Source organism: Streptomyces sp. NPDC049954, from assembly GCF_040656295.1.
In the GTDB taxonomy this organism is placed as follows: Bacteria; Actinomycetota; Actinomycetes; order Streptomycetales; family Streptomycetaceae; genus Streptomyces.
The window spans coordinates 244,459-268,979 of the sequence record NZ_JBFALS010000008.1; the positions used below are offsets into that span (position 1 = coordinate 244,459).

Sequence of the window (24,521 nt, forward strand, 5' to 3'; positions counted from 1 at the left end):
CACGGCCGGGTTCACCGGAGCGCCCCGCCCCCTGGGGCCCGGCGCCGGCAGGTCACTCCTTGCCCCTGGCCCTCTTGAACCGTTCGAGCCCTTCGGAGAGACCGACGACAGGCTCCGGGTAGTCGTACCGGTCGCGGTCGGCGAGCTTCCACGGCTCGTGGACCGCCCCGCCCCCGACCTCGCGCAGTTCCGGGACCCAGCGTCGTACGTACGCGCCGTCCGGGTCGTACCGCCGGGCCTGGATCACCGGGTTGAGGACCCGGTTGGGACGCGAGTCGGTGCCGGTGCCCGCGGTCCACTGCCAGTTCATCTGGTTGTTCGCGAGGTCGCCGTCGACCAGGAGGCTCAGGAAGTGCTCGGCGCCGGTGCGCCAGTCCACGTAGAGCGTTTTGGTCAGGAAGCTCGCGGTCAGCAGCCGCCCCCGGTTGTGCATCCAGCCCTCGTGGGCGAGCTGGCGCATCGCGGCGTCCACCACGGGGTAGCCGGTACGGCCCTCGCGCCAGGCGGCGGTCTCGGCCTGCGCCTCCCGGCCGCGCCGCCAGTGGTCACCCCTGGTGCGGTAGTCCTGTTCGGCGCTCGCGGGGCGGGCGGCGAGCACCTGGTGGTGGAAGTCGCGCCAGCACAGTTGCCGGACGAAGGCCTCGGCGCCCGCGCCGCCGGCCGCTCGGGCCCGGGCCACGCACTCCGCGGCGGACACCGCCCCGAAGTGCAGGTACGGGGAGAGCCGCGAGGTGGCGTCGCCCGCCATGTCGTCGTGCCGCTCCTCGTAGGCGTCGAGCCCCGAACGCCGCCAGGAGGCGAGCCGGGAGCGGGCCTCGCTCTCGCCTCCGGGGGCGAGGCCGGGCGAGACGCCCGCGACCTCACCGCGACGCGGCAGCGGCTCGGAGCGGACCGAGCGGGGGACGGTGACGGAGCGCGGTGCGCCGAGCGGGGTGCGCAGGGACTGCTCGGACCAGCGGCGGAAGTACGGGGTGAAGACGGCGAAGTGGTCTCCCCCGCCCGGGGTGACCTCGCCGGGCGGCAGCGCGGTGACGACGGCCTCGTGCTCGACGAGTTCCCTGCCCTCGGCGGCGAGCGCCGAGGACAGCCGCTCGGCCCTGTTCCGCGCGTAGCGGCTGACGCCTGCCGCGAGGTGCACCCGGGCGGCGTCGGTCTCGGCGGCCACGGCGCACGTTTCACGGACCACGTCCCCGGAGCGGATCACGAGCCGGCCGCCGCGCTCACGCAGGCCCCCGTCCAGGTCGGCGAGGCAGTCGGCAAGGAAGGCCGCCCGGTTGGGCGGGGCGAACCCCCGCGCCTCCAGCGCCTCGTCGCGCACGAACAGGGGCACCACCTCCTCGGCCTCGCGCAGCGCGGCGCGCAGCGGCGGATGGTCGTGCAGCCGCAGGTCGGAGGTGAACAGGACGAGAGAGGTTCTGGGGTGCTGGTCTGGCATGGCGAGGGCGCTCCGGGACGACTGGACGGGATGTACCGGATGATCCCCCGGGTCACGGTCGGCCTTGCGCCGCCACACGTGTGCGCCCGTGTCGCACTGGTGCCCGCACGGGTCCTCGTGGGCGGGGGTGGGTACCCGCGCCACCACCGGCGCACACATCGAATCGCCACCAAGCCTTGTACGCAGGCGAGTTGGCGGATCATACGGGATCCGTCCCTCCTCGCACGGCGGGACGGCCGAGTCTCCCCGACTCTCTTGACGCGGACGCGTCGACCGGTATGGTCTAGTCCAAGTGGCCCAGACCTTTGGGAACTCCGGTGCACGCATGCGGAGTTCGCATCGGCGCAGGCCAGGTCCCTTCGCGTCTCTTGACCCCCCACCTTGAGAGGCCGGTCCGTCGCCGCGGCATCCCCACTCGTCCGGGCGCACGGGCAGACCTTGGTGAAGGAGTAGGTATGCACACCAAAAGGAAGACGGCCGCGCTGCTCGGCGCCGTTCTCGCCCCCGTCCTCGCGCTGACCCTGCCGGCCGCCTCGGCGAGCGCGCACGGCTACATCTCCAACCCGCCCAGCCGGCAGGCCCAGTGTTCGGCCGGCACGGTGTCCTGCGGTGACATCAAGTACGAACCGCAGAGCGTCGAGGGACCCAAGGGCCTGACCAGCTGCAGCGGCGGCAACAGCCGCTTCGCCGAGCTGGACGACGACTCGAAGGGCTGGGTGGCCACCCCGGTCAGCACGAGCACGCAGTTCACCTGGACGCTCACCGCGCAGCACGCGACGAGCACCTGGCAGTACTTCGTCGGCAGCCAGAAGATCGCCGAGTTCAACGACAACGGCGCCAAGCCCGGCGCGACCGTGACCCACACCGTCCACTTCGGGAGCCTCAAGGGCAAGCAGAAGGTGCTCGCGGTGTGGAACATCGCCGACACCACCAACGCCTTCTACACCTGCATCGACGTCAACGTGAGCTGACTCGTGGCGGTGCGGGGCGGGCCCCACACCCCTCGCACCGCCTTCCGCCTCTCCCCCACCCCCCACACCGGCGGGCCGCCGCGCCCCACGCGGCGGCCCGCTCCGGCGAAGGAGCGACAGCGTGCGCACACGCCTTCTCACCCTGCTCTCCACGGCCGCCTCGGCCGCCGCACTCACCGCGCTCACCCTGACCGGCTCGGCGGGCGCGACCCCCGCACCGCACACCTCGGCGGCCGAGTTCGTGGTCAGTGAGGGCCAGTTCAACGACATGTTCCCGGGCCGGAACTCGTTCTACACCTACCAGGGACTGACCGCCGCGCTCGACGCCTACCCCGGGTTCTCCGGCACCGGCAGCGACACGGTGCGCAAGCAGGAGGCCGCGGCCTTCCTCGCGAACGTCTCCCACGAGACGGGCGGCCTGGTGTACGTCGTGGAGCAGAACACGGCCAACTACCCGCACTACTGCGACACTTCGCAGTCGTACGGCTGCCCGGCCGGAAACGACAAGTACTACGGCCGGGGCCCCGTCCAGCTCAGCTGGAACTTCAACTACAAGGCGGCCGGGGACGCGCTCGGCATCGATCTGCTGAACAACCCCGACCTCGTGCAGAACGACGCGGCCGTCGCCTGGAAGACCGGTCTGTGGTACTGGAACACCCAGAGCGGTCCGGGCACGATGACCCCGCACGACGCCATGGTGAACGGCAACGGCTTCGGCGAGACGATCCGCAGCATCAACGGAAGCCTGGAGTGCGACGGGAAGAACCCCGCGCAGGTCCAGAGCAGGATCGACAACTACACCCGCTTCAGCCAGATCCTCGGCGTCGACCCCGGGGCGAACCTGAGCTGCTGAGCGGCACACCGGAACCCGGCCGGGGCCAGTCCGCGGCGGGCGTACGCCGTGGACCGGCCCCGGTCGCGTCCGTCGGGGGCCGGGTCAGGAAGGCCCCGCCCCCGGCTTCAGGGTCGTGACGGTGAAGGTGTCCCCGCACACCCGGAACGCCCCGCTGCGGGTCGTCATGGCCTCGCGGGAGCCCGGCGGGTAGACCCGCAGGAGCTTGCCGCCCGGCCGGCAACCGCCGTTGATCCCCTCGTTGACCGTGTGCACCACGCTGTACGCACGCGCGCCGGGGGCCAGCCGCACACCGTCGGCGGTCTCGCCCTCGCGCGTGGCCGGCGCACCGATCTGCTGACCGTCACCCGCGAGCAGTGACACCCCGGGGTAGCCGCTGAGCGTGCAGGACCGGCCGGAGGTATTGGTGAAGACCAATGAGTAGTGCAGGTTGCCCGCCCCCGCGTCCCCGCGGCCCAGTTCCAGCCGCATCCCCGCCGAAGGGCAGCGGTCCCCCGCGGCCGCGTCCTTGGAGGTGGCCGGGGCGGAGGGCTTCGTGGTGCCGGAGGCGGCCGGGGTGTCCGGTCCCGAGGGCGAGCTGCTCTGCGGCGCTCGGGTGCTGCTGCGGCCCGCCCCCGGGGGCGTACTCTGCGAGGGCGCCGGCGAGGAGGCGGCCGGTGGAGCGGACGAGTCGGCCACGCTCTGTGCCCCGTCACCCCCACCCCCTCCTCCCGAGCAGGCGGCGAGCGCCGCGCCGAGCAGCAGGCACAACGCGGGGGCGGACCCCCGGCGCAGTACGGCCCGGCGCCCGCGCCCGCCGGCGCCGGTGGTCAGTGGCTCACGCACGTTCCTCACAGTCCCCATAGTCGGCCTGTGCCCCGCCGGGGCCCGGTCGAATCCGTACCGGGGGCGGCGCGGGAGGCTCCGGGGAGATACGGAGCGTCTCCCGCGCCGAGAACCGCCGGTGGCGCGGGCGCCCCGCACCGGCGCGCGCACGAGGTGCCGCGCGCCGGTCACCGCGACTGTTCGAGGCGGCCGGACGTGGGCCGCCACGCGACTCCCCCTGTCGCGGACGCCTGCGGCGTGGGCGCGCCGGTGGTTCAGGCTCCGGCGGCCTGGGGGGCCGGCTCCTGCACGCGTGCCGCGTCGACATGGGTGTAGAACACGGACTTCTGCTGCTTGGAGCGGTGCACGAGGCCCTTGGCGACCAGCGCTTCCAGGGTCGTACGCACGACGTTGCCCTTGATCTCGCGCTCGGGGTGCTCCTGAGCGAGCGTCGCGGACACCTCGGAGGCGGACCTCGGCTCACCGTGGTCGGCGAGCTGACGGGCGATGAGCTCCCGGAGGCTGAGGCGGGCGCCGGCGTCGTCCTGCGCGGGGGCGGCGGACTTCGCCGCGCCCTTGGCTGCGGGCTTCGCGGCGGCGGCCCTGCCGGTGTCCTTGCCGCCGGCCCTGCCCGCGGACTTCGGGCCGGACTTGGCACCCTTGGGCGCGGAGGTCTTCCTGGCGGCCCGGCCGCTCTTCTTCTCGGGCGACTTCTCGGCCGGCTCCTCGGCGGTCTCCTGCGTGGCCTCGGCGCCGGTGCCGCGCGGCCTGCGCGCCCGGGGGACCTTGGCGGTCTGCGGCTGCGCGGCCGGGGTCTCGTCCGGTGCGGCGGCGGAGGCGTCCTCGGGCGCGGCCTGGGTGGTGCTCGCGCCGGCCGCGATGGCCTGCTGCACGCCGACCAGCATGGCCTGTTCGCGTTCGAGGACGGTGAGCCGCTCGCGCAGGTCGCCGATCTGCTCGCCGATCCTGGTCTGCTCCTCGACGTTGGCCTGGAGGTCGGAGGCCACTTTGGCCTCGTACTCGTTCTTGAGGTTCTGGACCTCGGTGGAGTGTTGGGTCACGAATGGCTCGCTTCCTGCGTGGTGGTGGTGTGACCCGGTCCTGTGGACCGGGTGGTGCGCGCGGCCGTCCGTGGTCCGGACTCGTGTTCCTCGTGGGCCGCCGGCGGTGCCCGGTGGCGTGCCGTCCGGCCGCGGGCAACCCCGCTCGGAGTGGCGCCAGTCAGCGGAGGGCGGTAGTGCGCGGTGGGCTGAGAGTACCCCCGTCGACGGCTTTCGTGGGCCGTGGGCGGTGAAGTGCACTCCTGAGGGGCCCACCGCGCTGTTCAGCGGGGCGCCCAGGTGTAGGAGTCCCCGCCCACCCACCGGACCTTGTCGGGGTCGTCGAGGTCCTCGGCGGTGTACCCGAGGCTCACGGCCACGGCCACGACCTCGCTGATCGCGGTCGCCTCTCCCACCACCTGTCCGTCCACCTGGATCACCCGGAAGGGCGGATCGGCGGGTTGCGGAGCGAGGATCACGAGACGCGGAAGCGCGGTGCGGGGGCTGTCTCTCTCTGTCATGCCTTCAGCCGTTCCCCGGGCCGCCCGCGCGCATACGTCCCCCAAACGCCTGCCGGACACCTGCCCGGCGGGCCCGGGCGGTACCCAACTGCGCTTTTCCGCAGCCGTTTTGGCTTCCGGTGCGATTGTCCGTACGATCCCACGATGATCATGAAGAAATACCTGGCGGTGGGCGCCTGTGGGCTGCTCGCCGCCTCGTTGACCGGGCTGCTGTCCGGAACGGCCTCGGCGGCCGACGAGCCGGACGCCCCCAAGGACGCGCCGAAAGTGGAACTCGTGCTCGACGTGAGCGGTTCCATGCGCACCCGTGACATCGACGGGGCCTCCCGCATGTCCGCCGCGAAACGTGCCTTCAACGAGGTGCTCGACGCGGTGCCCGCGGACGTGGAACTGGGCATGCGCACCCTCGGCGCCGACTACCCGGGTGAGGACCGCAAGGTCGGCTGCAAGGACACCCGTCAGTTGTACCCGGTGGGCAAGCTCGACCGGACCGAGGCGAAGGCGGCGGTGGCGACCCTCACGCCCACCGGCTGGACCCCGATCGGCCCGGCCCTGCTGGGTGCGGCCGAGGACGTGCAGGGCGGGGAGTCGAGCCGCCGGATCGTGCTGATCACGGACGGCGAGGACACCTGCGCTCCGCTGGACCCGTGCGAGGTGGCCCGGGAGATCGCCGCGAAGGGCGTGCACCTGGTCGTGGACACGCTGGGCCTGGTGCCCGACTCCAAGACCCGCGACCAGCTCTCCTGCATCGCCGAGGCCACCGGCGGAACCTACACGACGGTGCAGCACACGAAGGAACTCTCCGGCCGTGTCAAGCAGTTGGTGCACCGGGCGGCCGATCCGGCGGTGACCCCCTCGGCGGTCTCGGGCGGGGGCGACTGCGCGAAGGCGCCCGAGCTGAAGGCGGGGCTGTACAGCGACCGGGAGGCGATCGGCGAACACCGCTGGTACCGCGTCCAGGTGCGTCCCGGCCAGGAGCTGCGTGCCTCGGTGAGTGTGTCGGCGGACCGCGCGGTCGCGCCCGACTACGGCGTCCTGCTGCGCGCGCTCACGGTGCACGGCCGGGAGATCGTCCGGGGAGCGGAGGCCGGCACCGGCCGCACCGACGCCCTGTCGACGGGGCTGCGCTATCCGAAGCCGGAGCTGGACGACGTGGACGGTGAGGAGGCACCGGCCGAGACGGTGTGCCTCCAGGTGTCCAACTCCTTCTCGTCCCAGGAGGCCGGGAAGAAGGCTCCCGGACTGCCCGTGGAACTGACGGTGGACCTGGTCGACGGCCCCGACGACGGCGCGGATGTCGCCGCCTTCGGCCTGGGCCGCGGCTGGTGGCTGCTGGGCACGCTGGTCCTCGTGGGCCTGCTGACCGGACTGGTGTGGGGCTTCCTGTCCCGCTGGCGCGTAGCGGTGTGGAGGAGCAACTGATGGGCACGCGGCTACTGCGAGCGAACACCACCACGTACCGGCCGGGGCCCCGTACCCGCCGTACGGTCCGGCCGCGCTGGGCCGCCGCGCTGGCGGGCGCCCTGCTCGCGCTGGGCGCGGCGGGCGGTGCGAGCGCCGACGACGACGCGAAGAGCGAGGCGCCCACCGAGGCCGGTACCTCCTTCCGTACGGCGACGGCGCTCGCCCAGGACCAGCGGGCGAGTGCGCACGCCTCGACCGGGGACTACCTGTACTGGGTGTTCCCCGCCGACATCGGGCAGACCCCGACGGTCACGGCGACGGTGCATCTCCCCGAGCAGGCCGCGCGGCACGGAGCCTCGACCTGGCAGGTGGACGTGTACGACGGGCTGCGCCGTCGGCAGGCGTGCCGGTACGGCGCGCAGACCCGGACGGTGGCGGCCGGGGCGACCTCGGTGAAGCTCTCGTGCACCCTGCGCGTGGTGCGGGCCTGGGCCGAGCCGTGGTCGAACGATCCGCTGCCGGGGAGCTACTTCGTACGGCTCACCTCGCTCGACGCCGCGGCGCAGGACCTCGGGCTGCCCGTGGACACCGAGGTGGAGGTGGTCTCCGGGGACAAGGGCGGGGCGCAGGCGGTGGGCGGTTCGCTGTCGAAGCCGCTGGTTCCGGCCTCCGTACCGCAGGCCGTGGCCCCGGAGGACGGCTGGTCCTCGGGGTGGTGGACGGACCGCTGGCTGTGGACGGCGGCCGGCGGGGTGCTCGGCGCCCTCGCGGGGATCGGCGGTTACGCGCTGACCCGGGGCCGGGGGCGTCCCTCGTACGTGCCGCCGAACGCCTGACCACTCCGGTCGACGCGTGGGCCCCGTCCGGTGACCGGACGGGGCCCACGCGTCTGTGCGCGGCGGTCAGCCTCGGCCCGCGACGGTGAGGGCCGCGCACGCGAGACTGCCCGCGGCGGCGGTGACGCCGAGGACGGCCGTGGCGACGCAGCGGCGCCGCAGCCGCTCGTAGCGCGCGGTGTACTCGGCGCGCAGGCTCACCGAGCGTTCCGCGATCCGGGTCAGCGTCGCCCGGGAGGCGGCCAGCCGGTCGGCGGCGTAAACCCGCTCCACGTCCTCGCGCTGAGCGGTGGTCAGCCAGGGCAGTTGCTCGCACAGCTCACGGGCCCGGCGCCGGGCGTCCGCCACCTCGGCGTTCCACAGGAGGTATCCCTCCAGCTGGACGAGGCCGCGGGTGCTGTCGGGGGTGGGCTGCTCCACGTGTGACTCCTTGCTGCCGGCAGGGCCCGCCGGGGCCCGCACGGCGGGCTCAGTCCTCGCGGTGGTCGCGGTCGCCGGGGGCGATGGTGGCGGACTTCTGCGGCGCGTTGACCGCCTGGTCCATGGCGCCGATGGCCGGGTGGTGCAGTTCGAAGGCCGGGGACTCGCTGCGGATACGGGGCAGCGTGGTGAAGTTGTGGCGCGGCGGCGGGCAGGAGGTGGCCCACTCCAGGGAGCGGCCGAAGCCCCACGGGTCGTCCACCTCGACCTTCTTGCCGTACCTGGCGGTCTTCCACACGTTGTAGAAGAACGGCAGCATCGACAGGCCCAGCAGGAACGAGCTGATGGTGGACGTCATGTTCAGGGCGGTGAAGCCGTCGGCGTCGAGGTAGTCGGCGTAACGGCGCGGCATGCCCTCGGCGCCCAGCCAGTGCTGGACCAGGAAGGTGCCGTGGAAGCCGACGAACAGGGTCCAGAAGGTGATCTTGCCGAGCCGCTCGTCGAGCATCTTGCCGGTGAACTTCGGCCACCAGAAGTGGAATCCGGCGAACATCGCGAAGACCACGGTGCCGAAGACGACGTAGTGGAAGTGCGCGACGACGAAGTACGAGTCGGAGACGTGGAAGTCGAGCGGCGGCGCGGCGAGGATGACGCCGGTCAGCCCGCCGAACAGGAAGGTCACGAGGAAGCCGATGGCCCACAGCATCGGTGTCTCGAAGGACAGGGAGCCCTTCCACATGGTGCCGATCCAGTTGAAGAACTTCACCCCGGTCGGTACCGCGATCAGGAAGGTCATGAAGGAGAAGAACGGCAGCAGCACTCCGCCGGTGACGTACATGTGGTGGGCCCACACCGTGACGGAGAGGCCGGCGATGGCGATGGTCGCGCCGATCAGGCCCACGTAGCCGAAGACCGGCTTGCGGGAGAAGACCGGAAAGATCTCCGTGACGATCCCGAAGAACGGCAGCGCGATGATGTACACCTCCGGATGCCCGAAGAACCAGAAGAGGTGCTGCCACAGCAAGGGGCCCCCGTTGGCCGGGTCGAAGACGTGCGCGCCGAACTTGCGGTCCGCCTCCAGTGCGAGCAGCGCGGCGGCCAGCACGGGGAAGGCGAGCAGCACGAGGACGGCCGTCAGCAGGACGTTCCACACGAAGATCGGCATGCGGAACATCGTCATTCCGGGCGCGCGCATGCAGACGATGGTGGTGATGAAGTTGACCGCGCCGAGGATGGTGCCGAAGCCCTGGAAGGCCAGGCCCATGATCCACAGGTCGCCGCCGACCCCCGGCGAGTGCACCGCGTCGGTCAGCGGCGAGTAGGCGAACCAGCCGAAGTCGGCCGCTCCGTTCGGGGTGAGGAAACCGCCGATCGCGATGAGGGAGCCGAAGAGGTAGAGCCAGTACGAGAACATGTTGAGCCGGGGGAAGGCCACGTCCGGCGACCCGATCTGGAGCGGCATGATCCAGTTCGCGAAGCCGACGAACAACGGGGTGGCGAACATCAGCAGCATGATCGTGCCGTGCATCGTGAACGCCTGGTTGAACTGCCCGGGCGACACGATCTCCAGCCCGGGCCGGGCCAGTTCCGCGCGCATCACCAGGGCGAGGATGCCGCCGATGATGAAGAAGCTGAACGACGTCGCCAGGTAGGAGGTGCCGATCATCTTGTGATCGGTGGTGGTGATCCAGCGGATCACCCAGCCTCCGGGATGCCGCCTTACGGGTGCGGGAGGCGTCGGGGGGAGGGTGTCCACCCGGGTGTCTGCCGAGCTCACTCGGTCTCCATTCGTCATTCGTCAGGCGGCGTTGCGGGAAGACCCGTTTCGCCCGTATGGCGACCGAAGCCTATAAATGCGGATACACCGGATGTACACGCCGCGCGGGACACGCCCCCCGATCGGTTGACATGGGCGGGCGACGGGATGACGAAAGCCCCGCCACCGGGTGGTGACGGGGCACGGGCAGCGGGCCGGAGGCGGGAGGTTACCGGGGGGTGGCCAGGAGGGGGCGGGGCTCCAGCCGGAAGTCCTGGCGCGCGGGGCGGCCGTCCACGACCGAGACGCGGGCCACGCTCGCGAGCCAGGCCGGCGCGCTCGCGATGACGTTCACGAACTGCTCGTCCATACCGCCCGCGGCGTACTCGCCGTTCGCGTCGGTCGTGGCCCGCACGAGTTCGCGGCCGTGCGTGCCGGTGACGGTGATGACGACGTCGCGCAGCGGCTCGCCCGACTCACCGCCGACGCGTCCGGACAGTTGCGGCAGCGGCCGCCGCGCGTCCCGCTCGTGCGGCGGGAGGGCGGCCGGTCGCGGCATCTCGATCGAGGGGTCCTCGACCGGCGGCTCGGGCGGCGAGGTCTCCTCGGTCGCGGCCTCGCGCGCGGCGGCCCGCCGCTCCTTCCACACGCCCAGGCCGTGCAGGGCGAACCCGGCGGCCACCCAGGCGCAGATCACCAGGACGTGGCCGGTGACCCCGTTGCCGTGGAAGTAGAAGAGCCCGCGCAGCGCCTCGATGAGGTTACCCATCGGCATGACGGGGTGCAGGGCACGGAAGAACCCGGGCACCATCTGCACCGGGATCGCGCCGCCGCTGGAGGGCATGCTGAGCAGCACGAACAGGCCCATCGCGACGCCGGGCAGGTACTGCTTGACGAAGGGCACGAGCCCCAGGGAGGTCTGCGAGACCGCCTGCGTCATGAGGAACAGGAAGAGGATGGCCAGCGGGTCGCCGGGGATGACGTTCATCCAGCGGGCGACGCCGTAGGCGACCAGCGCGAGGACCGCGCCCGCGAAGGCGAGCGTGAGGATCTTCTTGCGCCGCCCGAAGCTCGTGGCCCGCAGCAGCATCATCACCATGACGTAGGCGGGGACGGTGCAGGCCAGGACGGCGTAGAACAGGCCGGTGCCCAGACCGTCGCCCGGTGCGATGGGGGCGACCTCACTGGTCCGCAGTTGGCCGCCGCCGTGCTGGGCGACGCCGGTGAAGGTCTTCTGCAGCGCCGACTCCAGGGAGTACCCGTCGGCCTTGGCGGTGTAGAGCTGCGGGTCGCCGGGGCCCGGGACGTACCCGGCGATCGCCTGCCGGTCGGTGACCGCACTGCGGGCCTGCGCCGCACTGTCGACCGGGACGATGTCGTAGCCGCCCGGCAGACTCCGGTCGAGACTCTGTTGCAGGGGCCGGGCGGCCGCGGCGGGCACGGCGACCCTGACGTGGTGGGGGGTGGGGTTGTGGAAGGGCAGCAGGTAGCACACGAGGAACCCGGTGAACATGAACGCCGGGAACCAGAGGGTCTGGACGAGGGTCCGGGCGGTCTCCCGCAGCCCCTCGCCCCGCGTGGACCGCGTGGGACTCTCCGGTGTTGCCGATGACGCCATGAACCTTTCCCGCCTCCTCGCGACACCCCGGGGCGCCTCGTCCCCGCCGGGGACGGCCCACATGGATGCATGTATCAATATTTAGCCAGGCTAACATTAAGGTTCAGTCGCACAAAAATACGGAGGTGTACGGATATGGTCACGTCGTCCCGGACCGGGCGGTGTGCACCACCGCGTACCGGCGGAGCACCGAGAATCCGGTCGACACCCCCGGTGTCGCACGGCAGGATTCGGCCATGACGAACACCACACTCGCGGCGCCCCGGCAGGGGCGCTCCTTCTGGCCCCTGCACGGTCTGCGCATCCGTACGCCGCGCCTGGAACTGCGGTTGCCCGACCTGGCGCTGCTCGAAGAGCTGAGCGCGGTGGCGGCGGCCGGAGTGAACGCCCCGGGCACCATGCCGTTCTCCGTTCCGTGGACGGACGCCACTCCTCTGGAGCGGGGGCGGGCGACCTACCAGCACGTGCTGGAGACCATCGCCTCGTGGCGTCCGGAGCGCTGGACGCTGTCCCTCGTCGTGTCGCACGCCGGTCAGGTCATCGGCCGCCAGGACGTCATGGCCACCGATTTCGCCGTCTCCCGGGAGACGCACACCGGCTCGTGGCTGGGCCTGGCCCGTCACGGCCGGGGTTTCGGCACCGAGATGCGGGCGGCGGTCTGCCATCTCGCCTTCGAGGGGCTCGGGGCGCTCGCCGTCACCTCGGAGGCGATGACCGACAACCCCGCCTCCCTCGGCGTCTCGCGCCGGCTGGGCTACCGGCCGGACGGGGTGTCCACCTGCGTGGTGCGGGGCGAGCGCCGCACGTTGCAGCGGCTGCGGATGGAGCGCGCGGACTGGGAACGCCACCGGACCGTCGAGGTGACGATCGAGGGGCTGGAGGAGTGCCGCGGACTGTTCGGACTCGCCCCGGGCGACTGTGGCCCCCGGAGCGCCTCCCCCGCCGACGGCGGCGCCTGAGGTTCCCGCCCCGCCCCATGCGGGCACCACCCATGTGGCGCCGCCTGCCGCGACGGTCACCGGCCGACCGGTCCCGGTGCACGGCTCGGCTCCACCACTGCGACCGTCTCCCTCTCCCGCAACCCTGACCTGCGAGGATCGCCGTTCGCACAGTGCGGGCGGGGGTGGGGGCCGGGGCGTTCGGCCCGGTGGGGCGCCCCCGCCGAAACGGGAGACATGGGCACCGGGACGTGCGCCTGGTGGTCGTGACGGCGGTTTGTGGTGATTCTGGGGAGTGAGGCCCTGTCCAGGGACCGTCTCCGGCAACCGCCGGTCCTCCGACCTGGAGCACCCGAACCAGAGACCATGACCTTGATCCCCGAGAGTGCCCACCTCGCCGCAGCCCACGCCGAAGGGCCCGCGTGGCTGCTCGTCGACGTGGGCGCCGGCCCCGCGGAGGGACGCGTCCTGGACGTCGGTCCGCGAGTCGCCTCCCTGCTGGAGACGGACCGCGCACACCTGCTGGGCCGCCTGCTCACCGAGGTGGTGGCCGAGCGCAGCAGGCAGAGCGCGCTGGCCCTGCTCACGGAGGTCGCCGATCCGACCGGCGAGGGCCCCGACACCGCGGCGCCCATGCAACCCGTGGAGTTCGCCCTGGCGAGCGGCGCGGTGATCTGCACCCTGAGCGCGCGCCGGCTCGGCGGCTCCGACGGACGGCCACTCGTGCTGCTGTCCTTCGAGGAGAGCGACGAACGACGGCGCTGGGAGGCGTTGCGCCTGGGCATCGTGCTCAGTGGCGAGTCGCTGTGGCTGTTCGACGAGGACCACGACGTCTTCCACTGGCTGGAGGGCGAGTCCCCGTTCTCGACGCTCAGCCCCGGCCGGAGCCTGCCCCGGGCGCAGTTGTTTCCGCGGGTGCACCCGGACGACCGCGCGGGCCTGTCCCAGATGTTCGAGGACCTGCGGGCGAACAGCGCCGACAGCGGGGAACTGCTCTTGCGGATCGCGGACGGGGCGGGTGGCTGGAGAAGACTGCGCTCCCGGGCGCGAGCGGTGCGTTTCGGCTTCGGCGGCCGGCGCCGCGTCGTGGGCACCACGGCGGACACGACGCCGTTCATCGAGCAGCACGAGGCGCTGCGCGCCGCGTACGCCGGCGAACGCAGGCGGGGCGAGCTGGTCGAGCAGCTCTCGGCGGCGTTCATCGGTGCCTCGACGGAGGAGGAGCTGACGGAGGCGGTGCTGCACCGGGTGGCTCCCGCCTTCGGCGGGGTCGGAACGCTGCTCGCGTACGTCGAGGGGGACCATCTGCGGGTGGCCTTCGGCGACGAGATCGACCGGGCGCTGGCTCGCACGCTGGACGGACTCTCGCTGGCCGCGGAGAAACCCCTGCCGTACGCCATCAGGACCGGGGAGGCCCAGTTCATCCCGAGCCGGGAGGAGTACCGCCGCAAGTGGCCCGCGGCGCACAGCCTGCTCGACGCCACCGAGGCGCGGTCCTTCGCGATGGTCCCGCTGCGTGCGGCGGGCCGGGCGCTGGGCGCGTGGGTCATGACGTACCACGAGCGCGACGGGGCCGCGGAGGAGGATCGCACGCTCATGCGGACCCTGGGCACGCTGGCCGGTCAGGCGCTGGAACGCATCCGGTTGCAGGAGGCCAGGATCGAGCTGGCCAGGATCGTGCAGCGCAACATGCTGCCCGAGACGCTTCCCGAGGTGCCGGGCGTCGAGTTGCAGGCGCTGTACCACCCGGCGCAGACCGGTCTGGACGTGGGCGGCGACTGGTACGACGTGGTGCCGCTCCAGAACGGGGGCGCCGCCTTCGTCATCGGCGACGTCCAGGGGCACGACCTGCACGCCGCCGGGCTCATGGGGCAGGTGCGCACCGCGCTGCGGGCCTACACGTGGCAGGACCCGGAGCCGGGCAAGGTGCTGGCCCGCACCAACGACCTGCTGATCCAGATGGGCGTGCGGGCCTTCACGACCTGCCTGTACGTCCTGCTGACCCCGGACGGGCGGCTGCTCACCGCACGGGCGGGACACCCTCCGATGGTCCAGCTCGACGCCGGGGGCGTGGTGCGGGTCAGGGACGAGGAGCCCGGCCCTCCGCTGGGGATCGTGGAGGGCGCGACGTATCCGGTGTGGGAGTACGCCTTCGGGGACAGCGGCATCCTGGCGCTGCTCACGGACGGCGTCGTGGAGGGGCCGAGGTTCACCGCCGAGGAGGGGCTGAGCCGGGTCGGCACACTGCTGGTCGAGAAGGGCCACGAGTCGCTGGACCTGCTGGCCCAGTACCTGATGTCCACGGCGGGCAACACCGGTCACCTGGACGACTCGGCTCTCCTGCTGGTGCGCAGGCCGCCCGGACGGTGAGCGGGCCGCCCCGGCGCCCGGGCACCGGGGCGGCCCGCGCTCAGGTGCGGATCCGGCGTCCGCTGAGCCGGTCGGGGTGGACGAGGAACCAGACGGCCCGGCCGGGGTCGGCCCACGGCTTCGAGAAGGCCGCGCGCTCCAGCCGGTCGGCCTCCCGCGCTTCGCGCACCCGGCGGGCCGCTCCGGTGACGAGGACGGACCAGCCGGCGCTGAGCGCGTCGTCGATCCGGTCGACCTCGAAGGCGACCCGCTCGCCCTCGGCGGTGGTGAGCGCGGTGTCCTCACCGGTGCGGAAGGCGATGTCCCCGTCGACGACGCAGTAGTTGACGGGCAGGATCTGCGGGTCCGCCCCGCCCGTCAGGAGCCCGACCCGGCCGACTCCGTGCTCCGCCAGCCGGGCGCGGCACTCGTCCTCGCTCAGCGCCTCGAAGACGGGGGCGGCTGACGCCCCGCCGCGTCCTTGCGGGTACTCGACGGCGGTGCCGCGCAGATCGGCGAGGTTGACCCCCAGGGCAGCGGCGATGCGCAGCAGGACGGCGGTGCCGGGGGCGGCGTTCTCCTCCTCGATGTAGCGCAGGTAGGAGGGGTCGGCGCCGACGGCACGGGCCAGTTCCGCGCGGCTGAGACCCGCCTCCTCGCGGCGGTGGGCGATGCGCCTGCCGACATCGCCCCCCGCGCTGCCGGGTGCGGTGAACTGGGAGACGGGACTCATGGGACGGACCTCCTGGTGGCGGTGAGGCCGCTCGCGTGGACAGGGAGCGGGGAGGTGTGGGCGGGGTTCAGCGCCGCGGCAGTTCGGTGACGGTGAACAGGGCGCCGTCGGGGTCACGCAGCATCGCCTCCCTGCCCTGCGGACTGTCGTGCACGTCCACGAGCCCGCCGCCGTACTCGGTGGTCGTCCGCAATGCCGTGTCCAGGTCGTCCACCGGGAAGTGCACGCGCCACATCGGGCGGACCAGCGGGTCGGGGGCCGCCTCGACCGCTCCCGAACTGATCCTGGCGAGCTGCTGCCCCTCCGTGCGCACGACGACCTCCTCCAGCTCGTAGTGGACCTCGGGGGCGCCGGGCCGGTCACTGCCCCAGCCGAGCACCTCTCCGTAGAAGATCGCGGCCTCGAAGGCGTCGCGGGTGCGCAGCCGCAGCCAGGCGCGGGGGCTGCGGCCGGAGATGCGGCCCGGTACGCCGTCGTCCTGCCACATGCCGAAGACGGCCCCGTCGCGGTCGGCGCCCAGCGCGGCGCGGCCGTAGGGCAGCCGCAGCGGGCCGACCGCGACGGTGCCGCTGCGTTCGCGTACCCGGGCGACGACGTCGTCCAGGTCGTAGACGGCGAAGAAGGGGGTCCAGGCGACGGCGACCTGGAGCGTCGAGGCGATCGCGCCGATCACCGCCGCCGGGGTCCCGTCGGGGCGCTGTGCGACGCAGAAGTCCTCGCCGAGCCTGCCGCTGCGGAAGCTCCAGCCCATGACGGCCCCGTAGAAGCGCTGGGCCTCGGCGAGGTCCCGGGTCATGAGGTTGACCGAGCCTCTCGTACCCAGCCCGATGCCGTCCTGGTCCTGCGTTCCGGGCCTGTCAGCCATCACCCTACGGCCGCCTTCCTCAGTCCTTCGGTCCCCCGCTCGGGGGCGCGCGGCGCGCGGGCGTGCGGGGCTGCGTTCATCTTCGGCCCGGCGGCCTCGGCGCGCATCCGCTGACATGCCGGGGCCGTGCCCCCGTTTCACCCCCACGCACGGTCGCCCGTAACCGTGATCGACGCACGCACGTTCACGTGGTTGACCGATGACCGCGACAGAACGGAGCGCACCATGGCCAAGCGTCGTCAGCAGAAGGGCCGCAGGCACCGGACGGTCGACCGGACCCCGCGTCCTGTGAGCCGCACGGGTGCCGCGCGGCGGGCCGTGGCGACGGCCGCCACGCCGGCCGGTTCCCCGGCCGGAGCGTCCGCCGCCGCCACGGCCCCCACCACCGCGCCCGCGCCCTCCGCGACCGTGTCCCCCGCCCCCTCGCCCACTCCGCCTCCCGCCTCCGGCGGCGCCGGGCCGGGCGGCCGGGCCGTGCCCGGCACGGAGCTGTTCGCCCCGGCGAGCAGCGGGGGCCTGGGCCGTACCGCGGCGCGCACCTGGCAGCGGCTCAGTTCCGCCGGCGCGGCGGGGCTGACGCAGGAGGAACTCGCCGAGCGGGCCGGCTACCAGCCGGCGACCGTGGCGAAGCACCTGAGCGGGCTCGCGGAACGCGGGCTCGCCGAGCGTCGCGGGGAGCGCTGGTTCCCGGTGACGGAGGCCGGTGTGCCCGCCTGATCCGCTCGCCCCGCCACAAGCCGGGCGCGGCGCGGCGGGCCGGTCGTGCCGCCGCCGGTGGTGGCCGCTGTGCTCGTGGCGGGGCGAAACGTTCAGCCCGCGACGGCGTTCGCCCCGGAGGGCTTCCTGGCCCCGAGGGGCTGCTGGAGTTCGGTGATCCAGTCGGCGGGGTCCTCGGGGCAGTGGAGGTACAGCTCGCGGGTGTACCCGAGCGCCTCGGCCCCTTCGGTGTCGAGCCAGTGGCCGAGGAGCTGCTCCGAGACGAGGACGTGGTCCATGGAGCCCCGGTGGACGAGGGTCGCGGCCCGCTCCACGGCGGGCAGGTCCACGAGAGTCCAGCCCCCGGCGGCGGGCGCCGTCGGGGGCAGGGGGAAGGCGGCGTGCGCGGTGACGGTCTCGCCGTCCCCTCCGGCCGGCGTGTAGTAGGCCAGCCCGGGGCCGCTCGGGCGGACCCCCGCCTCCGCCAGGAGGGCGCACAGCCGGCCGAAGAGGGGACCGAGCACCTGTCCGACCTCCTCGGGGCTGAAGTCGGCCACCGTGCCGCTCAGTTCGGCGACCCGCACCGCGGGCAGGGCTTTGACGACGATGTCCTCGACGGGCATGTGTCCCTCACTCTCGATCGAACGGAGTCTCGCCTCGATCCGGGCCAGGCCCGCGCGCCCCGCCGCGACCGCCTCGGCCAGCTCCGCCTGCCGCAGCCGCAGCATGCCGCGCAACTGGGCGGTGTCCACCTCGTCGTCGAGGACGCGGCCCACCTGTCGGAGGCTGAAGCCGAGGTCCTTGAGGGCGACGACGCGGTTAAGCCGCGAGAGCTGGGCAGCCTCGTAGGAGCGGTAGCCGCTGACCGGGTCGGTCCGGGCAGGGCGCAGCAGGCCGAGGGCGTCGTAGTGTCGCAGCATGCGGACGGACACCCGGCCGTGCCGTGCGAACTCTCCGATGGTCAACATGATGGGCTCCACTGCACAGGCTGACACGGTGTGAGGGGCAAGCATCGCCGACCGGCACCACCTCCCGGGCGGGTCCTCCGCAGCAAATGTAGTCACCGCCTACAAGGGGGTAGGGTGGGCCCATGGAGACTACGGAGCGTCCGCGTACCGCCTACCACCACGGAAACCTGCGAGCGGCTCTCCTGGAACGGGCCGAGGAGATGCTCGACGTCGTCGGTCCGCACGAGCTGTCGCTGCGCGAACTGGCCCGTTCGGTGGGGGTGAGCCACGGAGCGCCGCGGCGGCACTTCCCCGACCGGCAGGCGCTGCTCGACGCGCTGTCCGAGGCCGGTTTCGAACGCCTGGGCGCCGAGCTGGACTCGGCGACGGCGGGCCTGCCGCGGGCGCCTGTCGCCGGGGGCGTCGTGGACGAGGAGGCGTTCGTGCGGCACCTCTCGGTGTTCGCCCACGCCTGGGTGCGGTTCGCGGTGCGGCACACGGCTCTGCTGGAGCTGATGTTCGCCCCGCGCGACCGGCCCGGGGCGGCGCGGCTGCGGGTGGCGGCCGAACGCTCCGTCGGCCCTTCCGCGCGCTTCCTCGCGGCGGCGCCCGAAGGAGCGCAGACGACGGTCCTCGCCGCCCTTCAGGGGCTGGCCGCGCTCATCGGCAGCGGGATGACCGGCGAGCGCCCGGCGCGGGAGCTGATCGACGACACCGTACGGACGCTGGCGCGTGGGCTGCTGCCGCGCTGAGCAGGCAGTCACCGATGGGCGGGGGCGGGCCCCCTCCGTCCGTATGTCCGGCACCCCGGCGGCCCGCCCCGGCGCGTGAGCAGGGGTCAGGAGCGGCGCGTCCGCAGGCGGTCCAGGACGGCCTGGAGGCGCGGCCGCCGTTCGTGGGTGCGGGCGGTGAGCCGGTCGAGTTCCTCGATGAGCCGGGCGGAGCGCTTCTCGACGTCGAGTTCGTCGAGCACCCGGTCCGCCTCGGCGAGCAGCGCGCCGTGCAGCTGCCACTGGCGGGGCTGTTCCCGCACGAGGTCGAGCAGGCGGTCGGCGAGGCGGTCGCGGTCGGCCCGGCTCGCGGTGAGGGCGGCTTCCAGGCTGTCCTCGGCCGCGTCGGCTCCGGAGGCCGCCGAGGTGGTGATGAGGGTCGCGAAGCTCTCGACGGCCTCGGCGGTGTGACGCAGCAGTTGCGCGTACGCCTGGGCGGCGTCGTCCGGCAGCATGGCCTCGTCGGGTCGCGCCTTGGCGAGGTCGGTCAGCGAGCGGAACTGCACGCGCTGGACGACGGCGCAGATCTCCAGGGTGTCGAGTCCGGTGCGCAGCGCGACCCGGCTCAGCAGCCCCTCCTTGACCCGGGGGTTGAGGCGGGTGCTGTCCTCGGCCTGGCGCAGTTCGGCGTCCACCTCCGAGATGTCGTCGTCCAGGCGGCGGGCCGCGTGCAGGCGCTGGGCCGCCTCGGCGACCGGGACGTGGCCGGTGACCTCCTCGGCCATGTCGCGGTAGAGCCGGCCCATGCTGCTGGCCATCCCGGTGATGGCGTCGCCCGCGCTCTGCACCCACACCGGTGGGGCGAGCGAGTTGAAGACGAGGCCCACCACGGCTCCGATGAGGGTTTCGAAGACGCGGTCCAGGGCGGTCGCGGTGACCTGGGCGACGCCGAGGACGAGCATCGCGCTGATCGCCACTTCGGGAACGAACTCGCCGACCCGGACGACGCGGCCGATGACGAGGGCGGTGAGGATCGTGAGACCCAGGGTCCACCAGGTGAGTCCGACCAGGGCGCTGAATCCGGTGGCGATGAGCACTCCGGCGAGCACCGCGTTGACGCGCCGGATGCCCGTCTTGAGGGTCGCGTAGAGGGTCACCTGCACGACCAGCAGGGCGGTGAGGGGCGCGGTGAGCGGCGCCGGCTGCGGAAGCAGGAGGGTGGCGATCACATAGGACACGACCGCGGCTGCCGTCGAGCGGATGGTCTGGGCGACGACGGGTTCCGTGGTCCTGCGCACCAGGGCGACGACGGGGGCGGGGACTTCGGGCACGCCCCCATCTTGACCAGGCACACCCGCGCCAGGTGTGGCGCCGCGCGGGGGCCGGAAGGTGATTTCGCGGGGGTGGTGGGACGTTCGCTCCGCTCCTGGGGAAGGAGTGGAGGGACAGCGGGACCGTACGACGGAGGGACAGCCATGGCCGAGGACAGCGACGCGACGCGGGGCGGCGCGGGGAGCGACGGCAACAGCTCCTACGGCAGCAAGCCGTTCAGGCGTTCGCGCAGTCACTTCGCGGACCGGGTGACGGCGGACGGCCGGGGCGGCTGGCCGGTGGAGGCCGGCCGCTACCGGCTCGTGGTGAGCCGGGCCTGTCCGTGGGCGAGCCGGGCGGTGATCTCACGGCGGCTGCTGGGCCTGGAGGACGCGCTCTCGCTCGCGGTCACCGACCCCATCCAGGACGACCGCAGCTGGCGCTTCACGCTCGACCCGGGCGGTCGCGACCCGGTGCTGGGCATCCGCTATCTGAGTGAGGCGTACGACGCGCGGGAGACGGGCTACCCGGGCGGGGTGAGCGTCCCGGCGCTCGTGGACGTCCCGAGCGGGAAGCTCGTGACCAACGACTACCAGCAGCTCACTCTCGACCTCGCGACCGAGTGGGGCGCGCTGCACCGGCCGGGCGCCCCCGATCTGTACCCCGAGGAGCTGCGGAGCGAGATCGACGAGGTGATGGACGGGATCTACCGGGACGTCAACAACGGCGTCTACCGCGCGGGCTTCGCGGACTCGCAGGAGAGGTACGAGGAGGCGTACGGCGACGTGTTCCGGCGTCTGGAACAGGTGTCGCGGCGGCTCGCCGACCGCCGCTATCTGGTCGGGGACACCCTCACGGAGGCCGACATCCGGCTGTTCACGACGCTCGTGCGTTTCGACGCGGTGTACCACGGCCACTTCAAGTGCAACCGGTTCAAGATCGCGGAGGACCGGGTGCTGTGGGGGTACGCACGGGACCTGTTCCAGACACCCGGCTTCGGGGACACCGTGGACTTCGACCACATCAAGCGGCACTACTACATGGTGCACACGGGGCTCAACCCCACCCGGATCGTGCCCCTCGGGCCGGATCTGAGCGGCTGGCTGTCCCCGCACCACCGCGAGGAGCTGGGAGGCCGGCCCTTCGGCGACGGGACGCCGCCGGGGCCGGTGCCCGCGGGTGAGGTGGTGCCGGAGGCCGGGCGGGCCTGAGCCCCGGTCCGGGCGGCACCCCGCCTCATTCGTCGCGTTCGAAGTCCGCCTCCTTCGCCTCCACGTCGAGGTCGTGGCGCGCCGCGTCGTACAGCTCCCGCACGAAGCCCCGTGCGGACTTCTCGTCCAGCGCGGGCGCGGTTTCGCGCAGGCGCCCGGTCCAGTGGTCTATGGCCTGATCGCTCATGGTTCCAGGGGACTACGGACCCACGTGCCGCGCCACTGGGGAGGAGGTTCCGCCGCTCACCGGGGCAGGGTGGCGCCGACGCGCGGGCGCAGCACGTAGCCGCCCACGACCGCGGCCAGGACGAGTACGCAGGCGGAGAACAGCAGGCCCGCGTCCTTCAGCCCGACGGCCTGGGCGAGGGCGCCGACCGCGACGACCGGTACGGAGATGCCGACGTAGGCCACCACGAAGTAGGCGGAGAGCGTCGCGCCCCGGTGTTCCTCGGGGGCCTTCGCGCCGATCGCGGTGGTCCCGGCGCGGAAGGAGAGCCCCTGGCCGACGCCGCCGATCACCCCGCCCACGACGAGGAGCGGCAGCAGTTCGAAGGCGAGGCCGGCGGCGACCATGAGGAGCCCCGCGACCAGCAGGAAGCAGCCGGCCGGCAGGGCGCGGCGCACCCCGAGCCGGCCGAGCGCGGACTGCCCGGCGATGGAGCCGAGGAAGACGAGGAAGACCACGAGCCCGACGACGGCGAGGTTGCGCTGGCCGAGGGTCTCGGTGAGGAAGCTCGGCGAGACGGCGGTGAACAGCCCCATGAGCGAGAAACCGGCGAAGGCCGCGCAGGCGGCGGGGACGAACACCGTGCGCACCTCGGGCGGCACGGCCATCCCCTCGGGGTGCGGAGCGGACCGGGGATTGGCGCCGGGGAGCGGTTCGGGCAGCAGCTGGACGGCGAGCCCCGCGAGCAGCAGCAGCCCGAGGTGGACGAGGTAGGGCAGGCGCAGCGGCCACGGGGCGTACTGGGCGAGCAGTCCGGCGAGCAGCGGACCGCAGCCGAGGCCGCCCATGTTGGCGGCGGTCGCGGCGAGCCCGGCGCGGGTCTTGTGCGGCGGGGCCAGATCGAGGACGTAGGCGGTGGCCGCCCCGGAGAACAGCCCCGCCGCGAAACCGGACAGGAGCCGGCCGGCGAACAGGGCGGGCAGTCCGGCCTCGAACACGAAGCACAGCGCGCTGGCCACGGACAGCACGAGCCCCCAGCGCACGGTGGCGCGGCGGCCCGCCAGATCGGAGTAGTTGCCGGCCAGCAGCAGGACGGCGATGACTCCGAGGGCGTACACGGCGAAGACGACCGTCACGAGCAGCTGGGAGAAGCCGATCTCCGCGCGGTACAGACCGTAGAGCGGCGTGGGCAGGGTGGTGCCGGCCATGCCGACGGCGAAGACGCCCGCGACGACGAGGTAGGCGCGCGGCGGGGGTTGGGCGGCGGGTGCGGTCGTCATGGCACCACGTTAGTTCGCACACAGGTCCGGGACCCGTCGGTGGGTGCGGACCTGACGGTCCCGCCCGCCCCCGGCCGGAGGGCCGCGAGCAGCGGGACGCCCCGGCACGGGTCAGCGTCGCGCCGGGTACCGCGCGCGGCGCCGGGAGGCCGTGACACGCAGCGCGACCACCACCGCGCTCAGCAGCCAGGCCACCGCGCAGTAGGCCCAGGCGGTGTCGCCCCGGACCACGCCCACAGCCGTCCAGACGCCCCACAGGAGGACGACGGTGCACAGGGCCGTCCAGGCGACGTCCATCGACCTGGCCCGCAGTTCGGCGCGCTGCCGGGTGCCGGGCTCCAGTGCGCCGAGCCCCTCCTCGTGTTCCGTGCCGTACCGCTCGCGGGCGGAGTCCTGTGTCATGACCACTCCTCAGGGGGTGTGCCGGGGCGGGGACGGGGGGTGTGGATGCGGGTGCCCGCGCGGCCGCCGCTCAAGCCCGGCGGCCGCGTGGCCGGCTCACAGGGTGAGTTCCGGGTCGACACGCGCCCCGGGCACCGGCGGCGCCTCGGTGATGTCGAGGAAGACCTGGTCGGCCTCGGGCCAGCGCTCGGCGATCGCGTCCTTGACGCGTTCCATCACCAGCTCCACCTGTTCGCTGTCCCGGCCGGGTGCGAGGTCGATCCGCGCGGCGACCAGCGTCGAGTCGAGCCCCAGGCGCATCGTCAGGAGGGTGGCGACCCGGTCGATCTCGGGCTGGCGGGCGAGGAACTCGGCGATGCCGTCGCGCAGTTCCGGGTCGACCGCCTCGCCGATGAGCTGGTCGCGGGCGTCCTTGCCGAGGCGGTAGGCGACGGCCACCAGGAGCAGGCCGATACCGATGGAGGCGGCCGCCTCGTAGGCGACCTGACCGGTCGCCATGTGCAGACCCATCCCGATCATCGCGAGGGTCACGCCGAGCACGGCCGTACCGTCCTCGGCGATGACGGTGCGCAGCGCCGGGTCGGAGCCCACCCCGCCCTCCTGGCCGCGTACCTGCCACAGGGCGCGGGCCAGGGAGCTGCCCTCGGCGAGGAAGGCGACCGCGAGGACGACGAGGCCGATGATGTAGCCACTGGTGGACTCGGCGGCTCCCGAGCGCAGCGCCTCGACGCCCTGGAAGACCGAGAAGCAGCCTCCGGTGACGAAGATGCCGACGGCGGCGAGCAGCGACCAGAAGTAGCGCTCCTTGCCGTAGCCGAAGGGGTGGCGGGGGTCGGCGGGTTTGCGGCTGCGGCGCAACGCTGCCAGCAGGAAGACCTCGTTCATGCTGTCGGCGACGGAGTGCGCCGCCTCGGACAGCAGGGCGGGGGAGCCCGCGAAGAGACCGCCGACGATCTTGGCCACGGCGATGACCAGGTTGGCGGCGAGAGCCACCCAGACGGTCAGCTTGGTGTGCTGGTCCTTGGACTTCTCCTCAGGGGCTCCTTCGGGAGCCTCGTTCCGGCGGTGGGCGCTCTCGTCGCTCATCGGGCCTCACAGTCGGTGCAGGGGACACTCACGAGGACCGGATACCCCTGCCGGCACCGTCCAGACCCGGCCTCTGCGTTACAGGGGGCCGCCGGCTTCGTGGGCGCACCCCGTCGTCATCGCGGCGCGCCCGGTGGTGCCCGGCCTGTCCGCCCGCGCGACACGCGGA

At 73.1% G+C, this 24,521-nt stretch carries 24 protein-coding genes; 9 read left to right on the top strand and 15 right to left on the bottom strand.

Going from position 1 to position 24,521, the window contains the following annotated elements; genetic code table 11:
- Nucleotides 1–52: 52 nt before the first annotated feature.
- Complete coding sequence (locus AB0J21_RS20535; protein ID WP_363147453.1) at nt 53–1,435, bottom strand: deoxyribodipyrimidine photo-lyase; 1,383 nt, start codon at nt 1,433–1,435, stop codon at nt 53–55.
- A gap of 455 nt (nt 1,436–1,890) precedes the next feature.
- On the opposite strand from AB0J21_RS20535, the gene AB0J21_RS20540 reads away from it, so the two are divergent.
- Both AB0J21_RS20540 and AB0J21_RS20545 read left to right on the top strand, forming a co-directional pair.
- Nucleotides 1,891–2,406, top strand: coding sequence for a lytic polysaccharide monooxygenase auxiliary activity family 9 protein (locus tag AB0J21_RS20540; protein ID WP_363147454.1), 516 nt, complete (start codon nt 1,891–1,893; stop codon nt 2,404–2,406).
- Between the two features lie 121 nt (nt 2,407–2,527).
- Complete coding sequence (locus tag AB0J21_RS20545; RefSeq protein ID WP_363147456.1) at nt 2,528–3,259, top strand: chitinase; 732 nt, start codon at nt 2,528–2,530, stop codon at nt 3,257–3,259.
- 84 nt (nt 3,260–3,343) lie between these two features.
- Here AB0J21_RS20545 and AB0J21_RS20550 read toward each other — a convergent pair whose 3' ends face one another.
- From AB0J21_RS20550 to AB0J21_RS20560, 3 genes are all read right to left on the bottom strand, one after another.
- Nucleotides 3,344–4,084: a DUF4232 domain-containing protein gene (locus AB0J21_RS20550; RefSeq protein WP_363147457.1), complete on the bottom strand. Its 741-nt coding sequence runs from the start codon at nt 4,082–4,084 to the stop codon at nt 3,344–3,346.
- A 254-nt stretch (nt 4,085–4,338) separates the two neighbouring features.
- Nucleotides 4,339–5,124, bottom strand: a complete 786-nt coding sequence (locus AB0J21_RS20555; protein ID WP_363147458.1) for a BlaI/MecI/CopY family transcriptional regulator — start codon at nt 5,122–5,124, stop codon at nt 4,339–4,341.
- Between the two features lie 263 nt (nt 5,125–5,387).
- Nucleotides 5,388–5,624 carry a hypothetical protein gene (locus AB0J21_RS20560; RefSeq protein ID WP_363147459.1) on the bottom strand — a complete coding sequence of 79 codons (237 nt, stop codon included), beginning with the start codon at nt 5,622–5,624 and terminating at the stop codon, nt 5,388–5,390.
- Between the two features lie 144 nt (nt 5,625–5,768).
- Here AB0J21_RS20560 and AB0J21_RS20565 point away from each other — a divergent pair, with 144 nt between their 5' ends.
- The gene (locus tag AB0J21_RS20565; protein ID WP_363147460.1) at nt 5,769–7,046 is read left to right on the top strand and encodes a VWA domain-containing protein; all 1,278 of its coding nucleotides are present in this window, start codon (nt 5,769–5,771) and stop codon (nt 7,044–7,046) included.
- Nucleotides 7,046–7,864, top strand: a complete 819-nt coding sequence (locus tag AB0J21_RS20570; RefSeq protein ID WP_363147461.1) for a hypothetical protein — start codon at nt 7,046–7,048, stop codon at nt 7,862–7,864. The genes AB0J21_RS20565 and AB0J21_RS20570 overlap by 1 nt, the downstream gene beginning before the upstream one ends.
- A gap of 66 nt (nt 7,865–7,930) precedes the next feature.
- Here the strand turns inward: AB0J21_RS20570 and AB0J21_RS20575 are convergent, their stop codons facing one another.
- The 3 genes from AB0J21_RS20575 to AB0J21_RS20585 all read right to left on the bottom strand — a co-directional run bounded on the left by AB0J21_RS20575 (nt 7,931) and on the right by AB0J21_RS20585 (nt 11,658).
- Nucleotides 7,931–8,284, bottom strand: a complete 354-nt coding sequence (locus AB0J21_RS20575; protein WP_363147462.1) for a hypothetical protein — start codon at nt 8,282–8,284, stop codon at nt 7,931–7,933.
- A gap of 49 nt (nt 8,285–8,333) precedes the next feature.
- A complete protein-coding gene (ctaD, locus tag AB0J21_RS20580) occupies nt 8,334–9,983 on the bottom strand; it encodes a cytochrome c oxidase subunit I (RefSeq protein ID WP_363147463.1) in 1,650 nt (549 codons plus the stop codon).
- Nucleotides 9,984–10,269: 286 nt separating this feature from the next.
- A complete protein-coding gene (locus AB0J21_RS20585) occupies nt 10,270–11,658 on the bottom strand; it encodes a carboxypeptidase regulatory-like domain-containing protein (RefSeq protein WP_363147464.1) in 1,389 nt (462 codons plus the stop codon).
- Between the two features lie 236 nt (nt 11,659–11,894).
- On the opposite strand from AB0J21_RS20585, the gene AB0J21_RS20590 reads away from it, so the two are divergent.
- Nucleotides 11,895–12,617 carry a GNAT family protein gene (locus AB0J21_RS20590; protein WP_363147465.1) on the top strand — a complete coding sequence of 241 codons (723 nt, stop codon included), beginning with the start codon at nt 11,895–11,897 and terminating at the stop codon, nt 12,615–12,617.
- 345 nt (nt 12,618–12,962) lie between these two features.
- Nucleotides 12,963–14,966 (top strand): SpoIIE family protein phosphatase, encoded by a 2,004-nt coding sequence (locus AB0J21_RS20595; RefSeq protein WP_363147466.1) that lies wholly within the window; start codon nt 12,963–12,965, stop codon nt 14,964–14,966.
- Nucleotides 14,967–15,006: 40 nt separating this feature from the next.
- Here AB0J21_RS20595 and AB0J21_RS20600 read toward each other — a convergent pair whose 3' ends face one another.
- Both AB0J21_RS20600 and AB0J21_RS20605 read right to left on the bottom strand, forming a co-directional pair.
- Nucleotides 15,007–15,678 (bottom strand): pyridoxamine 5'-phosphate oxidase family protein, encoded by a 672-nt coding sequence (locus tag AB0J21_RS20600; RefSeq protein ID WP_363147467.1) that lies wholly within the window; start codon nt 15,676–15,678, stop codon nt 15,007–15,009.
- 67 nt (nt 15,679–15,745) lie between these two features.
- On the bottom strand, nt 15,746–16,543 hold the full coding sequence (locus tag AB0J21_RS20605; protein WP_363147468.1) for a VOC family protein: 798 nt from the start codon (nt 16,541–16,543) through the stop codon (nt 15,746–15,748).
- 225 nt (nt 16,544–16,768) lie between these two features.
- On the opposite strand from AB0J21_RS20605, the gene AB0J21_RS20610 reads away from it, so the two are divergent.
- A complete protein-coding gene (locus AB0J21_RS20610) occupies nt 16,769–17,260 on the top strand; it encodes a helix-turn-helix domain-containing protein (protein WP_363147469.1) in 492 nt (163 codons plus the stop codon).
- A 92-nt stretch (nt 17,261–17,352) separates the two neighbouring features.
- Here the strand turns inward: AB0J21_RS20610 and AB0J21_RS20615 are convergent, their stop codons facing one another.
- Nucleotides 17,353–18,207, bottom strand: a complete 855-nt coding sequence (locus AB0J21_RS20615; protein WP_363147470.1) for a MerR family transcriptional regulator — start codon at nt 18,205–18,207, stop codon at nt 17,353–17,355.
- A gap of 122 nt (nt 18,208–18,329) precedes the next feature.
- On the opposite strand from AB0J21_RS20615, the gene AB0J21_RS20620 reads away from it, so the two are divergent.
- Nucleotides 18,330–18,938 (top strand): TetR/AcrR family transcriptional regulator, encoded by a 609-nt coding sequence (locus AB0J21_RS20620; protein WP_363147471.1) that lies wholly within the window; start codon nt 18,330–18,332, stop codon nt 18,936–18,938.
- Nucleotides 18,939–19,024: 86 nt separating this feature from the next.
- Here AB0J21_RS20620 and AB0J21_RS20625 read toward each other — a convergent pair whose 3' ends face one another.
- Nucleotides 19,025–20,227, bottom strand: coding sequence for an aromatic acid exporter family protein (locus tag AB0J21_RS20625; RefSeq protein ID WP_363147472.1), 1,203 nt, complete (start codon nt 20,225–20,227; stop codon nt 19,025–19,027).
- A gap of 144 nt (nt 20,228–20,371) precedes the next feature.
- Between AB0J21_RS20625 and AB0J21_RS20630 the strand changes: the two genes are divergently transcribed.
- Complete coding sequence (locus AB0J21_RS20630) at nt 20,372–21,418, top strand: glutathione S-transferase C-terminal domain-containing protein (protein WP_363147473.1); 1,047 nt, start codon at nt 20,372–20,374, stop codon at nt 21,416–21,418.
- Between the two features lie 25 nt (nt 21,419–21,443).
- Here AB0J21_RS20630 and AB0J21_RS20635 read toward each other — a convergent pair whose 3' ends face one another.
- The 4 genes from AB0J21_RS20635 to AB0J21_RS20650 all read right to left on the bottom strand — a co-directional run bounded on the left by AB0J21_RS20635 (nt 21,444) and on the right by AB0J21_RS20650 (nt 24,352).
- Entirely contained in the window at nt 21,444–21,605 is a 162-nt protein-coding gene (locus tag AB0J21_RS20635; protein WP_363147474.1) for a hypothetical protein, read from the bottom strand.
- A gap of 56 nt (nt 21,606–21,661) precedes the next feature.
- On the bottom strand, nt 21,662–22,864 hold the full coding sequence (locus AB0J21_RS20640; protein WP_363147475.1) for an MFS transporter: 1,203 nt from the start codon (nt 22,862–22,864) through the stop codon (nt 21,662–21,664).
- A 111-nt stretch (nt 22,865–22,975) separates the two neighbouring features.
- A complete protein-coding gene (locus tag AB0J21_RS20645) occupies nt 22,976–23,266 on the bottom strand; it encodes a hypothetical protein (RefSeq protein WP_363147476.1) in 291 nt (96 codons plus the stop codon).
- A 96-nt stretch (nt 23,267–23,362) separates the two neighbouring features.
- Nucleotides 23,363–24,352, bottom strand: coding sequence for a cation diffusion facilitator family transporter (locus AB0J21_RS20650; RefSeq protein WP_363147477.1), 990 nt, complete (start codon nt 24,350–24,352; stop codon nt 23,363–23,365).
- Between the last annotated feature and the right edge of the window lie 169 nt (nt 24,353–24,521).